Source organism: Streptomyces sp. NPDC053542 (assembly GCF_044544685.1).
In the GTDB taxonomy this organism is placed as follows: domain Bacteria; phylum Actinomycetota; class Actinomycetes; order Streptomycetales; family Streptomycetaceae; genus Streptomyces.
Genome location: NZ_JBITXL010000001.1, coordinates 977,873 through 991,585, shown reverse-complemented (window position 1 = coordinate 991,585; position 13,713 = coordinate 977,873). Strand labels below are relative to the sequence as shown.

At 68.6% G+C, this 13,713-nt stretch carries 15 protein-coding genes; 10 read left to right on the top strand and 5 right to left on the bottom strand.

The window, feature by feature from the left end:
* On the bottom strand, positions 1-402 hold a 402-nt coding region (locus tag ACIGXO_RS04335), incomplete at its 3' end, for an aldehyde dehydrogenase family protein (protein WP_399779863.1).
* Between the two features lie 716 nt (positions 403-1,118).
* Between ACIGXO_RS04335 and ACIGXO_RS04330 the strand changes: the two genes are divergently transcribed.
* The 5 genes from ACIGXO_RS04330 (at position 1,119) to ACIGXO_RS04310 (ending at position 5,311) form a co-directional block, all read left to right on the top strand.
* Complete coding sequence (locus ACIGXO_RS04330; RefSeq protein WP_399779860.1) at positions 1,119-1,598, top strand: hypothetical protein; 480 nt, start codon at positions 1,119-1,121, stop codon at positions 1,596-1,598.
* Between the two features lie 15 nt (positions 1,599-1,613).
* Complete coding sequence (locus tag ACIGXO_RS04325) at positions 1,614-2,033, top strand: hypothetical protein (RefSeq protein WP_399779856.1); 420 nt, start codon at positions 1,614-1,616, stop codon at positions 2,031-2,033.
* 701 nt (positions 2,034-2,734) lie between these two features.
* Positions 2,735-3,322 carry a LuxR C-terminal-related transcriptional regulator gene (locus ACIGXO_RS04320; RefSeq protein ID WP_399779854.1) on the top strand — a complete coding sequence of 196 codons (588 nt, stop codon included), beginning with the start codon at positions 2,735-2,737 and terminating at the stop codon, positions 3,320-3,322.
* Positions 3,323-3,918: 596 nt separating this feature from the next.
* Positions 3,919-5,001 (top strand): ParB N-terminal domain-containing protein, encoded by a 1,083-nt coding sequence (locus ACIGXO_RS04315; protein ID WP_399779851.1) that lies wholly within the window; start codon positions 3,919-3,921, stop codon positions 4,999-5,001.
* A gap of 124 nt (positions 5,002-5,125) precedes the next feature.
* Positions 5,126-5,311: a 4-oxalocrotonate tautomerase family protein gene (locus ACIGXO_RS04310; protein ID WP_399779848.1), complete on the top strand. Its 186-nt coding sequence runs from the start codon at positions 5,126-5,128 to the stop codon at positions 5,309-5,311.
* A gap of 207 nt (positions 5,312-5,518) precedes the next feature.
* On the opposite strand, the gene ACIGXO_RS04305 is transcribed toward ACIGXO_RS04310, so the two are convergent.
* From ACIGXO_RS04305 to ACIGXO_RS04295, 3 genes are all read right to left on the bottom strand, one after another.
* The gene (locus ACIGXO_RS04305; RefSeq protein WP_399779845.1) at positions 5,519-6,550 is read right to left on the bottom strand and encodes a methyltransferase; all 1,032 of its coding nucleotides are present in this window, start codon (positions 6,548-6,550) and stop codon (positions 5,519-5,521) included.
* 179 nt (positions 6,551-6,729) lie between these two features.
* Complete coding sequence (locus ACIGXO_RS04300) at positions 6,730-7,950, bottom strand: MFS transporter (protein WP_399779842.1); 1,221 nt, start codon at positions 7,948-7,950, stop codon at positions 6,730-6,732.
* 314 nt (positions 7,951-8,264) lie between these two features.
* Positions 8,265-9,410: a cytochrome P450 gene (locus ACIGXO_RS04295; protein WP_399779839.1), complete on the bottom strand. Its 1,146-nt coding sequence runs from the start codon at positions 9,408-9,410 to the stop codon at positions 8,265-8,267.
* Positions 9,411-9,619: 209 nt separating this feature from the next.
* Between ACIGXO_RS04295 and ACIGXO_RS04290 the strand changes: the two genes are divergently transcribed.
* Positions 9,620-9,805, top strand: a complete 186-nt coding sequence (locus ACIGXO_RS04290; protein ID WP_399779836.1) for a hypothetical protein — start codon at positions 9,620-9,622, stop codon at positions 9,803-9,805.
* Positions 9,806-9,829: 24 nt separating this feature from the next.
* On the opposite strand, the gene ACIGXO_RS04285 is transcribed toward ACIGXO_RS04290, so the two are convergent.
* On the bottom strand, positions 9,830-10,471 hold the full coding sequence (locus ACIGXO_RS04285) for an RNA polymerase sigma factor (protein ID WP_399779833.1): 642 nt from the start codon (positions 10,469-10,471) through the stop codon (positions 9,830-9,832).
* Positions 10,472-10,651: 180 nt separating this feature from the next.
* Between ACIGXO_RS04285 and ACIGXO_RS04280 the strand changes: the two genes are divergently transcribed.
* From ACIGXO_RS04280 to ACIGXO_RS04265, 4 genes are all read left to right on the top strand, one after another.
* Positions 10,652-10,825 (top strand): CopG family transcriptional regulator, encoded by a 174-nt coding sequence (locus ACIGXO_RS04280; RefSeq protein ID WP_399779830.1) that lies wholly within the window; start codon positions 10,652-10,654, stop codon positions 10,823-10,825.
* Positions 10,826-10,837: 12 nt separating this feature from the next.
* A complete protein-coding gene (locus tag ACIGXO_RS04275) occupies positions 10,838-11,182 on the top strand; it encodes a VOC family protein (RefSeq protein WP_399779827.1) in 345 nt (114 codons plus the stop codon).
* 339 nt (positions 11,183-11,521) lie between these two features.
* Complete coding sequence (locus tag ACIGXO_RS04270; RefSeq protein WP_399779824.1) at positions 11,522-12,901, top strand: MFS transporter; 1,380 nt, start codon at positions 11,522-11,524, stop codon at positions 12,899-12,901.
* Between the two features lie 129 nt (positions 12,902-13,030).
* On the top strand, positions 13,031-13,630 hold the full coding sequence (locus tag ACIGXO_RS04265; protein ID WP_399779821.1) for a response regulator transcription factor: 600 nt from the start codon (positions 13,031-13,033) through the stop codon (positions 13,628-13,630).
* The last annotated feature ends 83 nt before the right edge of the window (positions 13,631-13,713 follow it).

Here is a 13,713-nt window from a genome sequence, read left to right as displayed (position 1 = left end):
GGCGCGGGTCACCCCGGCGAAGTAGCGGAAGTGGTCCACGACCAGCGGCAGGTCGGCGGCCAGGGTCTCGCGCACCGGCTTGCCGTTGTCCCAGGCATCGGTGACAGCCAGCTTTTCGAGGTTTTCCTCGATACGGTCGGCGATCTTGTTCAGAATGTTGCTGCGCTCAGTGGTGGAGGTGCGGCCCCAACGATCCGCCGCGGCGTGCGCGGCATCCAGGGCGAGTTCGATGTCCTCCGCGGAGGAGCGGGCGACCTGGCAGAAGGTCTGCCCGGTGACCGGTGAGGGGTTGTCGAAGTACTGCCCTGCGACCGGCTTGACCCAGTCGCCACCGATGAAGTTGTCATACCGCTGGGCGAAGTTGACGATACTGCCCTCGGTGCCTGGCTGTGCGTAGACCATGTCGGCTCTCCTGGGATGCTGCTGGATGACGGCGCCCCGGCCGTCGTGTTGCGATTCACTGTGGCCGCCCACGGTTGGCAAAAGGTTGGCGAAGCAAGCAACTTGATGGGTAGTCAGCCAGCTGCCCGTCGGGGTGGTGCGCAGTGTGACCGCGTTTGAAGGTCGCCGAGTGCCGGACGTAGCCGACTTCCTGCAACGGGGCTGATGCACGATCGGGCGACATCTGAACTGGCTCGCCCTGTAGGGCGGGTGGTAAGAAATGTCGCTGTGCCGACGGCCGTATCCGGAAGAGTTCCGCGAGGATGTCGCGCGGGTCGCGAGGAACCGCGGTCCGGGGGGGGGACGCTGGAGCGGTGGCCGCCGACTTCGGCGTCCATGCGATGACACTGTCGCAGTGGATGCGCCGTGCGGACCTCGACGTCGGGGCGAAACCCGGAACGACCACGCGGAAGAACACCTGCGGTCCGCGCGTCGGCGGATCGAGCTGCTGGAGCACTGGAGCAGGAGAACGAGGTCCTGCGCCGGGCCGCGGCCTATCTGTCGCAGGCGAATCTGCCGGGAGAAGGATCTACCTGTTCAGACAGGCCCCAGGAGGCCGTTTTGGCACGGTGAGGGCAGTCTTCCGTGCGCCCGTCGGAGACTTGACTGTACGACCGGAGGAATGGGAAACGGCACCCGGACATGGCATCTCGGGGGCGCGCCGGGAACCCACCCCCGTGCGTGAGGCCGAATTCAGGAGCGAGAACCAGTATGCCGAACAGTTGAACATGGTCGCGAAGGATCAGTACAACCAGTTCGTCAAGCACGTCCATGAGCGCCGCGAGAGTTTCCTGCGTGAGATTGCCGGCGCACGCACCCGTGCACGCTGGATCATCACCGCAGGCATGGTCACCTTCCTGGTTGGCCTGGGGATCGGCATCGGGGTATTCCGGCAATACATGGTCGACTTCATCGACGAGTGGGAGTGCTTGGCGGGCGGGGGAAACTGCTCGTTCGACGACTCGTCGTCCCCGTTCGGCCCGATCGTGTCCGGCATGCCCCTGATCCTGATCGCCATGGCGCTGACGGCCGGCGGGCTCATCTGCATGCTCGTCGGGTTCGTCCTGCACATCGTGGCGGCATCGCGCCGCCGATATGTCGAGTCTTCCTTGGGGCAGCCGCCGGCCATCCTGCCTCCGTGGCCGCCCAGGGCTTGACGACGGGAGTCCGTGATGAGTTTTCACATCAAGCACCAGCAGGGTGGTGTCGTCAACAACGTGGACGGCAGCCAGACCGTGATCGGTGGCCAGTACGTGGGTGCCGGAGCGGAACAGTACGGCTCTGCTGCACTCGCCGTGCTGCTGCAGCGACTCGAAGAAGCGCTCGCCGGAACACCGCTGCCACTCACCGTGGTTCACGCCGTGGACACGGACTTGGCGCCGTTGCGCGAGGAACTCCAGCAGTCCCCGGTCGATCTCGACAGGGTGGGTGGACGTCTTGCCCGCATCACCGAGGCCCTGGCCGCTGCCGGGGCGCTGGCCGCCGCGGGGAACACCCTCATCGCTCCGCTGTACGACTTCGCCGTGTGGCTGGGTGCCCACGGGGAGCCACTTCGCCATGTACTGGCAACCCTCGGCGTGTCCGGCCTGTGACGCTGTACGCCGACGTACCGCACCTTGGAGCGGGACACGCAGAGGCGGGAGGAGCCGGACACCGACGCGGCCGCCCCGACCAGACGTTGCGCCGGAGAGCGCCCCGCGGGGGAAGTGCTGCGCTCCTTGCGCGTCCGTACGATCAAGGGCTGATGGCCGCCTGGCGGGAGGGACCATGACTGAGCTGCCGAGCGTCCGCATGGGACGGTGCGATCCTCTGGCCCGCTGGGCGCGGTGCTGTCGCAGCTGTCCGCAGCAGCCCGCGGTACAGCGCTCGCCCGGGCTGTGAGTAGCCGGACAAGCATCCGTCCGGCGCGAACCAACGTCGTAGCCGCTGCTCAAGCGGTTCCGGGCCTGGACATGGCAGGCATCGGCCCGCTGTCATCCGCGCGGCATCAGCTAATCACCAACAAAGTCACGACATCGGGTCTCAGGCCATGTTTTGAGAGCCCGTGCGGGCGTGGCGCCACTACTTAAAGTGGATGCATGGCGACTGAATGTGAGTGGAATCCGGCGTTCGATTCTGTTGAAAATATGTGCGGTGTCGGGCGTTCCGATTTGGTACTGTGATCGCCGCAAATTGGGCTGTGCTCGGCACTCGGGGGAGGAGCAGCGTGCTCGGTCAAGTTGCCATGGAGTCTGACCAAACAGATTCTGTCACCGTGCTAATCGCAGGAGACCGGCCGGTATACAGGTCGAGTTTGCGCATCCTGCTCAATGGTGTGGAGGCACTGGAAGTTGTCGGGGACGTCGGCACGGGCCCCGATGCTGTGACCGCGATTCACCGGCAGCGCCCCGACGTGGTGTTGCTGCACGTGGACCCGGCGAGTGCACCCGTCGTCGAAGTGATCGGCTTCATCGCGGAACGTTGTCCCGGAACGGCGGTGCTGATCGTGAGCATCGCCCATGACCGGGAGGTCTTTCTCGCCGCCATGCGTGCCGGTGCCCGCGGTTACCTGTCCGGGGGCGCCCCCTCTCAGGACCTTGTGCTGGCGATCAGGATCGTCCAGTCCGGCGGCCTGGTCTTCGACTCCACCACATCGGCCTGGGTCACAGATCACCTGACCAAGCCCGCGGGTACGACCAAACCCTTCCCGGAGTTGACCGACCGGGAGTTGGAAGTGCTGGAACTCGTCGCGGACGGATTGGGTACCGCGGCGATCGCCCATCAGCTCGGGCTGTCCATCAAGACCGTACGCAACTATTTATCGCGTATTTTCTCCAAGTTAGACCTGGTCGACCGCGCGCAGGCCGCAGTCCGAGCCAGGCAGGCCGGTCTCGGCCACTGAACCGGACGGCGACGCTGATAGACCCCTCGGCGGTGTTCGCCGACAGCCCCCTCGGTGGCGTCCGCCGGCAGTACTACCGCGGAGTGCCGCCGGTGGGCGGCATCAGCCGCGGTTCAGCGCACAGGCGTTGCAGAGCTCGCCGTTGAGGGTGATGTGTGCGGTCCCGCGCGCGGAGCGGTAGGGCCCTAAATGCGGCCCATTCCGTTGCCTCTTGTCCCCTCAGGCACGGTGACCATCGAATGCCTGTAGTCCCCGTAGGCGCGGTGGTCATCGAACCAGGTGCGCGCCGCCTTGTCATGAGCCATATGTCCCGAGCGGCATGGGAACTCCGGGCCGGCCCTCGAATCCCATCGTGGTTGGGAAGGGTAGGGATATCTGACTCATGGCATTAGGACAGCACACCTGGCAGCGTGAGCGAACCTCGGCGACGATCAGACCGCTCGTCGCCCCACGGGGACCGTCGCCCGGTGCACCCGGCTCCAACATGAGGATGCAACGGGCGAATCGTTAGGGGAGGTAAGACGATTCAGCCGGCGCAGCACCGCTCATCGAGCCAGGAAGTCCGCGGGAACAGCCGCATCAGCAGCGACGACCGCTTGAAGCAGGAAGGCCGCATTGTGATCGCTCAGTCCGTTGTCGGCGTAGTCGAGAACAGCGACGGTGGGAGGTCGGCGCCCTCGGCGGTCTTGCCCCGGCTGCCGCTCGCCGACATCGTGCAGCCTGATTCTCCGCGCCTGTCCGGACTCAGCGACGAGCACGCCCGGCTGCTGGCGAACTCCGATGCCGAGCTGCCGCCCATTCTGGTCAATCGTCGCACGATGCGCGTCGTGGACGGCGCGCATCGCCTCCTGGCGGCGAAGCTGCGCGGCCAGGAAGCCATCGACGTGGACTTCTGCGACTGCGACAACGACGAGGCGTTCGTGCTCGCCGTCGAGAAGAACGTGATGCACGGGCTGCCGCTGTCGCGGGCCGAACGGACGGCGGCCGCCGATCGGATTCTGGGCGCCTACCCGGAGTGGTCCGACCGGGCGATCGCCGCGGTAGTGGGACTCTCGCACAAGACGGTGGGGTCGATCCGTCGGCGCTTCGCCAAGAACACCGAGCCGGTCACCCATCGCCGGGGCAGAGACGGCAGGCTGCGGCCGGTCAACGGGGCCGCGGCCCGGGCCAAGGTGAGCAGCCTGCTCGCGGACCGGCAGGGCGCGTCGCTGCGCGAGATCGCCCGGGAGGCCGGGGTCAGTCCGGATACTGTGCGGAGCGTGCGCAACGTGCGGGACGTGCGCAACGTGCGGGACGCGCGGGATGAATCGCGCCGTGCCGAGGCTCCCACGGCGGCTGCACCCCGGGCCGTCCCGAGCCCGGAGCACGAGGGGCCCCAGGCTGCTCCCAGGCGGGCCAGTGCCTGCGTCCGGATCCAGGAGACCGGACCGGCCGGCCGGTCCGCGCTGATGCGCAGCCTGCGCAGCGATCCCTCACTACGGTTGTCCGAATCGGGTCGGGCCCTGTTGCGCCTACTGGACGTGTACGCGATGGGCCCGGACGACTGGGCCCGGATCGGCGGAGACGTGCCGGCCCACAGGCTCGGCGAAATCGCGCAGTTGGCCCGGGAGTGCGGCCGGATATGGCATAACTTCGCGGCCGCGTTGGAGCAGCGGCAGCGGGACGCGGTGGAGGCGTAGGGACTGCCGGACTGCCCCCGGCGCCGGCAGGCGCGGCGGTTCGGTAACGACGCCCACCGCCGCGAGGACAGCGGATCAGGCAGAAGCGGATCAGACATCCGGATCGGACAGAGAGGAACCGGCAATGCCCCTGGTACAGGTGAACTGGTGGAAGGGCGTGGGGGAGACCGAGCGCCGCCAGCTCGTCGAAGAGGTGACGGAAACGGTCGCGCGGATCGCGAAGTGCCCCGAGGCCGCCGTCACTGTGATTGTCACCGATGTCGAGACGGACCACTGGGGACGCGGCGGGACGCTGGCCTCGGAACTCTGAGCGGGCGGCCGGGCGGCGTTGGCGTTTGCCGCCGGTCGACTGGGGACGTTCCCCACTCGGACAGCTGGGTGTTGTGGGTTCGAGGGGGTGGCAGGCACCAGTTCGCAGCGGGCTCACGAGCCGGTGCCGTGTGCGACGCGCGCCGCACAGGGCATGTCCCTGGCCGGTTCTCCGTACGGCAGGAGAACCGGCCAGGGACGTGGTATGTCACCGGGGTTTGTGGCCCGACTGGAGGTTGAGTCCGCCGCCGGCGGCCAGCCGGACCGGCTTGGCGGGCCGGAGGCCGGCGGCGCGCTGCCAGGAGGCCATCTGCGACGGCGCCCAGGTGCCGGATTCGCTGGCCAGCGCGAAGTAGAAGTCCCGCAGCGCGGCCAGCTGCTGGGTCCTGCCCTCGCCGGCGGCAGCGGGGAACTCGGCGATGGTGTAGACCCCGCCGGGGCGCAGCGCCCGGGCCACCCTGGCGGTGAGATCACGGTTCTGCTCGTCGCTGAAGTGGTGCGCGACGCCGATGATCACCACCGCGTCGTAGCACTCCTCGCCGAAGTCATCGGTCAGTGCGTTGCCGGCCTGGTGGCGTACCCGGTCGCCCATTCCCTCCTCGGCCAGCAGCGGCGCCGCGTGCCGTACGGCGTCGGGCAGGTCGAGGACGACGGCGCGGAGCGATGGGTGGCGGCGGCACAGCCCGACCGAGTAGGCCCCGTGCGAGCCGCCGATGTCGAGCAGGTCGGTGGCGCCCTCGGGCACCGGAATGGCCTTGGCCACCGCGTTCGTCTGGCCGGTCGTCAGGCACTTCATGCCGCGCTGGTAGGAGTCCCACACGTCATCGCTCATGCCGGTGTGGAATTCGAGTGGCTTTCCGCTGCGCAGGTACTCGTCGGCCCGCTGCATCAGCCCCAGCTCGTAGAACTGGAGCAGCAGCTTGTCGTTCACCGCGTGCGGGCTGGTGGTGACCAGCCATTTCCGGGACAGCGGGCTCAGCGCGTACTGGTCGCCGCTGGCACGCAGATATCCCGACGCCGCCAGCGCGGGCAGGAGTTTCGCGGTACTGGCGGGGTGGGTGCCGCAGTCGGCCGCGATCTTTTCGGCGGTGGCGGGGCCTGCGGCCAGCGCGTCGAACAGGCCGACCTTGACGGCCGCCATGATGACGTGGACGTAAGTGCCCGCTACCTGGGTGTCGAGGACGGGCCGCGCGATCAAATTGAACTTGACCAGCAGCCATTCAAGTGGATTGCTTGCCATTAAGCCGAATCGCATTGGCCGAGCATAACGTGGGACGCTCGGTCGGGGTAACTCATCGGCATTACTGGGAATTCTGTCCGAGTGGGGAATTCTGCCCGAGTGGAAAATTCTTACCGCCTGGTAATTACCGACTCGTCCTGCTTGTGTTTACGCGCGATGCGGGGAAAGTCGTCCGCCCGTTATTCGGTCACCGGGCTGCGCAGTGCCAGCCAGAGGACGGTGGCCGCGCCGGCCACGCCGAAGGCGGCGATGACGAGTCCCGGGCGGGCGTGCGATCCCAGCGCCCCGGACGCCGCGATGACCACCCCCTGCACGGTCATCAGCCCACTGGTCTGAACGGTGAACAGTCGTCCGCGCATGGCCGGTTCGCTCGTCCGCAGGATCAGGAGGTCGATGCCCTGGTTGCACGCGAAACCCGCGCCGGAGAGCAGCAGAAGGGCCGCGGCGAGAGGCAGCGGCGGGCCGAACGCAAAGAGGGCGAGGGGGAGTTGGGAGAGGAGTACCAGGGGGAGTACGAGGCTGCCGCGGGTCTCGGGGCGGAATCGGGCGACCATGAGTTCGCCGAGGACCGTGCCGGCCGCGTAGCCGGTGAAGAGGACGCCGGCCGCGGTGACCGGCGCGCCCGCCTGGGCGGTGTAGGCGACGGCGAGTCCGTCGCCTACCGCGGCGAAGCCGGGTACGGCCCAGGTCAGCAGGATGAGGCGGCGCAGTGGCGGGTTGTCGCGCAGGTGGCGCAGCCCGTCGGCGGAGGCGCGGACGACGGAGCGGACGGTGCGTTCGCCGTCGGGGTCGGCGGCCGGTGTGGCCCGGGTGCCCCAGCCGATGAGCGCGGCGGACAGCAGGAAGCTGGCCGCGTCGCCGGCGAGCAGCCAGAGCGGGCCGACGGCAGCGACCAGGACGCTGCCGAGGGCGAAGCCGGAGACGACGGCGGTCTGGCTGATGGTGCGCAGCAGCGAACGGCCGACCGGGAAGAGGTCGGCGTCGAGCAGATGGGTGAGGCTGGCCGCGCGGGCCCCTTGGAAGAGCGGGGCGATGACCCCGGTGACCAGGAGCAGCCCGAGCAGCGCGAGGACCGGCAGGCCCGGGACGAGCATGGCGGCGATGCAGGCGGCGCTCAGCAGGTCGCAGCAGACCAGCACGCGACGGGGCGGGAACCGGTCGGCCAGGGAGGACAGTACGGTGCCGCCGACCGCGTAGGGCAGGAAGGAGCAGACGAGCACCAGGGCGGAGAGGAACGCGGAGCTGGTGCGCTGGAAGATGAGGATCGACAGGGCGACTTCGGCGGCCAGGGTGCCGGCCATGGACACCGCATGGGCGGCGAAGACCGCGGGCATGCCGGGGACGCGCAGCACCGCGCCCATTCCGGTGGTGCTTCGGGTGGGCGGTAGCGTCCGGGCCACGTGTTCGTCCCTCGTTGTTCGTCCCTCGTGGTGGTGCGTGGGGTGACCTCGTGGGGCCCGGCTCACCGGGCCCCACGAGGTGTTTCCCCGGGCTGTACTCGGGGTGGGCGCATGGTGCCTGCGCTCGGTGCGTTGAGCGGTGCTCAGTCGCTTCCGCTCGGGGCCGGCTTCGGAGCCGCCCCGGCATCAGTGGGTTCAGTGGGCGTGACGCATGATGGTCTCCTCTCCGTGTGGGTGGCTGGGACAGCGCCGCAGAGCGCGCTCCATGGGAAGAGCGCGTCCCACGACGGGACTTGGGGTGGTGCGGCCGGGGCTCACAGCGCCACCCGGAGCTCGAACATCCCGTGCTCGGTGACGTTGGGCCGGGGGCGCGGCTCGGCGATGAGGCGCGCGGTGGGGTAGCGGTGGCCGAGGGTGCCGAACACGGTCCGGGCGATCACGGTGGCCACCTGGGCCCCCAGGCAGGCGTGCGGTCCGCGGCCAAAGGCGAGATGGCGGTTGGGGGTGCGGTCCCAGCGCACCGCGTCGGGGTCGTCGAACCTCCTCGGGTCGCGGTTGGCGGCGCCGAGGAACATGGACACGATCTGGCCCTTGCGGATCTCCTGGCCGCCTAGCACGGTGTCCTCGACGCAGGCACGGCTCTCGACGTGCACGGGCCCGGCGTAGCGGACGAGTTCGTTCACGGCCAGGTCGTTGTCGACCGGCCCGCGCTGCTTCGGAGGCAGGCGCAGCAGCGCGTGCAGCCCGGTGGTGAGGAAGCGGCTCGCGGTCTGGAAGCCGGCCTGGAGCACCACGCGCAGCGAGTTGTGCAGCACCTCCCGTTCGACGCCGGCCTCCTTGGCGCGGCGCACCACGTGGGCGGTGAACCCCTCGGGCAGCGGCGCGTCGATCCATTCGCCGACCAGCGCGGAGAGTTCGGCGCGGGCGGCGACCCCGGGCTCGTAGCACTCGGGCCGCAGGCTGGAGTCCATGCCGTCGACGATGGTGTGCGAGCGGGGGACGAACCAGGCGGGGTCGACGTGCGGGACGCCGAGGAGACCGGTGACGGCCTCCAGGGTGAGGGGTTCGGCGATCTTCGTGACGAAGTCGAAGCCGTCGGCGGCCTCGACCTCGGCGAGCAGTGCGTCGAACTTGGCCCGGGTGCGGCGTTCGACGTCTTCGAGGCCCGCGATCCTGAACCCCTCCAGCATCACGTGCCGGATGCGGGTGTGCTCGGGCGGGTCGAGCGTCTGGAGGCTGAGCAGGGAGGGCGGGGTGTCCACCCCGACCCGGCGCCAGTCCTGGCAGAACCGTTCGGCGTCGCGCAGTGCGGTGAACGCCTCGTCGTAGCCGGTGATGAGCCAGGCTTCGATGTCGGGGTCCCAGAGCACCGGTGAACGTCCGTACCACTCGCGGTAGATGGGGTGGGGGTTCAGCAGCGCACTCGGTTCGAGCAGACTCCAGATGGTGGCGCCGGCCATGTGGTGTGACTCCCTTCTTGCGCCGCTCCCCGCAGCCGCTCGTGGTGGCGCTGCGTTCTTGCTTTAACAGAGAGGCGGAAGTGGCCCTGGATACACCAGGGGCGGATTTTTTCCGCGTTCTCCTCCTGCACCGCCATGCGGTGACCTCGTCTGCGGTCTCGTCTGCGGTCTCGCCTGTGGCTGAGCGCCGAGGAGTACAGTCGACCGCGATGAACGAGAACGACTGGGCCGGCGAACTGGCCGCCCTCCGCGAGGAAGAAGAGCTCTGCGAACGGCTCCGCTCGGAGGTCGGTCTGCCCTCGGACGCCACGGTGAACCGGGCCGTCGCGACGGCTCTGGCGGCCCTTCGCCCCTCTCGCCCGGAGCCGGGCCAGAACCCCGGCATCGTCAGCTAGCCGTGGCCGCGGCGCTCGCCCACGTCACTGATCCGGCTGCGCTTTCACGGCGGCGCGGATGCTCGCCAGAATGCGGCTGCGCGTCGGGCCGACGGAGCCGCGGGCCATGCCGGATGCCGCGGCGATCGCGTCATAACTGAGCGGGGGCTCCGCGAAGAGCAGTCCCAGCAGGACCTGGTGCTCGTCCGGCAGGCTCCGGATGGCGGCCCGCAGCCGGGCGCTGTCGACCCGGGCGAGCGCTTGCTCCTCCGGTGACGCGGAGGTCAGGGCGGCGGCCACGGTCAGTTCGGCCGGGTCCGACACGCTCAGGGTGCGGCGGCTCTGCCGGGAGCGCTGGATGGCTTCCCGCTTGGCCACGGTCACCAGCCAGGAGGCCAGCCGGCCGGGTTGCTTGAGGCTGCCGATGTGCTCGACCAGGCGCTGCCAGGTGAACTGGTAGACGTCCTCGGCGTCCGCTCGGCTGAGGCCGTGCGAGCGCGCCACGGTCCACACGACCGGGCTGTAGAGGCGGACGAGGCGCTCCCAAGCGGCGGCGTCGCGTGCGCGGCAACGGCCCACCAGCGCATCCAGGTCTGTCGTCGTGCCGGGCTGCTCAGGGAGCCGTGCGCCGGTGCTCTCCACGTTCTCGACCTGGCTCTCGACCTGACCAGTCTTGCCGCCTCGCATGGAAGCCCCCCTTGGGCCTGTGGGCCGGAAGTCGGTTCAGCTAAGCACTCTCGAACGCGCCTATCAATGACGGCAGTTGACGACACCTCACGTACCGAACGGGCGCTACGGAGGACCCAGCCGGAGCTGTGGCGGCGCGCCAGGGTTGGCAAGCTGTCCGATCCACGCTAGGATGCTAGCATGACTGCTGATAACGTCAGGCAGTTCAACGTCTACCTGCCAGTGGAACTGATCAAGCAGGTGAAGCATCACGCCATTGACCGCGAACTGTCGCTGTCGGCGCTGGTTACCGAGGCGCTGCGTTCCTACCTGGCCGAGCGCCAGGGGCAAGACCAAGACGAAACCGCTTCCTGAAAGGAAACAGACATGACGACCCAGGGTGTCGAAGGCGTTTACGTCGAGACCCACAGCTGGGGGAAGACGGCCAAGTTCCTTGGGTCGTTGGGCTTCAACGTCGAGTTCGCCACCGAGCACGGCTCCGGAATGCTCAAGCACGACGCGGGGCCGTATTTCGTCGTCAGCGAGGTCCCCGAGGACCGTGAGACGCAGATGCAGCTCGTGCTCCGCGTCGCGGACGCGGAGACCTTCAAGCCCGACCCGATCGTCGAGGTGGTCTCCCCGTTCGAGGAGACCCACTACGGCACCCAGCGGATGGTGGTGCGCGACCCGGACGGGCGAGACTGGACCATCGAGGCGCCGCTCAAGGGCTGAGCGGTTTCCCCAGGGTGGAAGCGCGCCGCCGGCCACTGGATTCCGGTGGCATCCCCCGTCGTGCGGCGCGCCGCCACCGCCGAACGCCCCCGATTCCTCTCCGGATCGGGGGCGTTCCCTATTGGTGCATCGCTGGAATGGCGGGAGAGCGGCCTGTGCGAAACGGTCGGCTTCCTTGCCTTGTTCTGCCTGACTCGGCCAGGGCGAGGATGCTAGCATCCTCGCATGGTAGTGGATGACGACACGGAAAAGGATGCGAGGTTAGCGATGGTCAGCGAAGACACCGCAACAAGGGCAGCGGAGGCTCCGGCGTCCGCATCGCCGCGGCGCGGTCTCGGCATGCTCGTCGTGATGATCGGCGTGCTCATCTCCGCGGTCGACGGCACGATCGTGGTGCTCGCACTGCCGGTGATCGAAGAAGACCTGAACATGTCCTTGTCGGCCGTCACGTGGGTGGTCGTCGGCTACCTCCTCGTGGTCACGGTGCTCTGCACGCAGCTGGGCCGGTTCGGTGACATGTTCGGCCGGGTGCGCATGTACAAAGCCGGCTTCTTGGTGTTCACGCTCGGATCGGTGCTGTGCGCGGCTGCTTGGAACGCACCGAGCATCATCGGGTTCCGCCTGCTCCAGGGCGTCGGCGCCGCACTGATCGCGGCCAACAGCGGCGCGATCATCGCAGAGCTGTACCCGCCGCAAGAACGGGGCCGCGCATACGGCTTCAACGCCTTCGGCTTCTCGTTCGGCTCGGTTCTCGGTGTCCTGCTCGGCGGCGTCATGGTGACCTATGTGTCCTGGCAGTGGATCTTCTGGATCAACCTGCCGATCGGCATCGTCGCGCTGGTACTGGCGCAGCGGGTGCTGCGCGACCGCAGCGAGCGCCAGCGCCGGAAGTTCGACTTCGCCGGCATGATCACGCTGGGCCTGGGGCTCTTCGGTGTGCTGTGGGCGATGACCGGACTGGCGGCCCGTCCGCTCGACGGGACCATGATCGGATTCCTGGCGGGCGGCATCGCGCTCCTGGTCGCCTTCGTCTTCATCGAGCTGAAGCAGAAGGAGCCGACCCTCGACCTGTCCCTGTTCCGCATCCCCACCATGGCGCCCTCGCTGCTGGCCTCGATGCTCCAGGGCGTCGGCAGCTTCGCCGTGCTCTTCCTGGTCATCATGTACCTCCAGGGCACGCGCGGGATGGACCCGATCGATGCTTCGATGCTGCTGGTGCCGGGCTATGTGGTCGGCGCGGTGGTGGGGCCCTACGCCGGGCGGCTCACCGACCGGTTCGGTCCGGTCATCCCTGCGACCATGGGGCTCGGCATCTCCGTCGTCGCGATGGTGATCTTCGCCCAGATGACCGCGACGAGCAGCCTGTGGCTGACCGCGGTCGGCAACCTCGTGATCATGGTCGGCGGCAGCTTCTTCTTCCCGGCCAACAGCACCGCGGTGATGAAGGCGTCCCCGCCCGACCGGCTGGGCATCGCCTCCGGTGTGCTGCGCACCTTCTCCAGCATCGGCATGGTGTTCTCGTTCACCACCGCCATGCTCGTGGCCTCGCACTCGATCCCGCGGGACATGGCGTTCGCCATCTTCGTCGGCACCAGCAAGCTGGACGGCCGGCTCGCGATCGCCTTCGCCGAGGGCCTGACGTCGGCCTTCTACACCATGATGGCAATCATGATCCTCGCGGCGATCTTCTCCGCTGTGCGCGCCAAGAGCCGCGCGTAGCGGGACCATCGCGCCGCGGGCGGAGCGCTCCCGCTCCTGACCACCGGGCCTCGCGCGCCCGCGGCGACGGGCAGCAAGGCAACTGTCGACCGACTAGTTCGCGGGAGAAGTGTGATCAGGACAGCAACGTTGGAGTCGCCTCGGGCCGAACGCACCACCGTGCTGATCGCAGGCGACCACCCGATATACCGATCCGGGTTACGCATCCTGCTCGACGAGGTGGAGTCGTTCCACGTCGTCGGAGAGTCCGGAACGGGTTCGGACGCGGTGGCCATGGCGCACACCCTGCGCCCCCAGGTCGTGGTGATGGACATCGTCCAGCAGGGCCAGAGCATCGCCGAAGTGATCAGCCTGATCACCGGCTGCTGCCCGGGCATGGCCGTGCTCATCATCAGTCCGCTCGACGACCGGGAGGCACTTCTGTCCGCGCTGCGCGCAGGGGCCCGCGGCTACCTGCTGAACGGCGCCAGCTGGCAGGACCTGGTGCTCGCGGTGGAGATGGTGCGCTCGGGCGGGCTGGTCTTCGATTCCTGCGCTTCGGAATGGGTGCTGGAACACCTCAGCCGGCCGCTGCCGCCCGGAGCGCGCCACACCGAGGCGGAGAACGGTCGGTGCGACCTGCTCCGACTGGTCCGGCACGACGGTTCGGCCGGGTCCGCGGGGCCCCGGCTCCCCGCCGTGCGCCGCGCACCCACGCCGGTCGGGGCGCGGCCCGTCACCCGCCTCTGACGGACCGGACGGAAAGAAAGCACCGAGCGGGAACTCCGGGTGTCCGACTGGGGAAAATCCCCAGTCGGGCACCCGTACGCGAT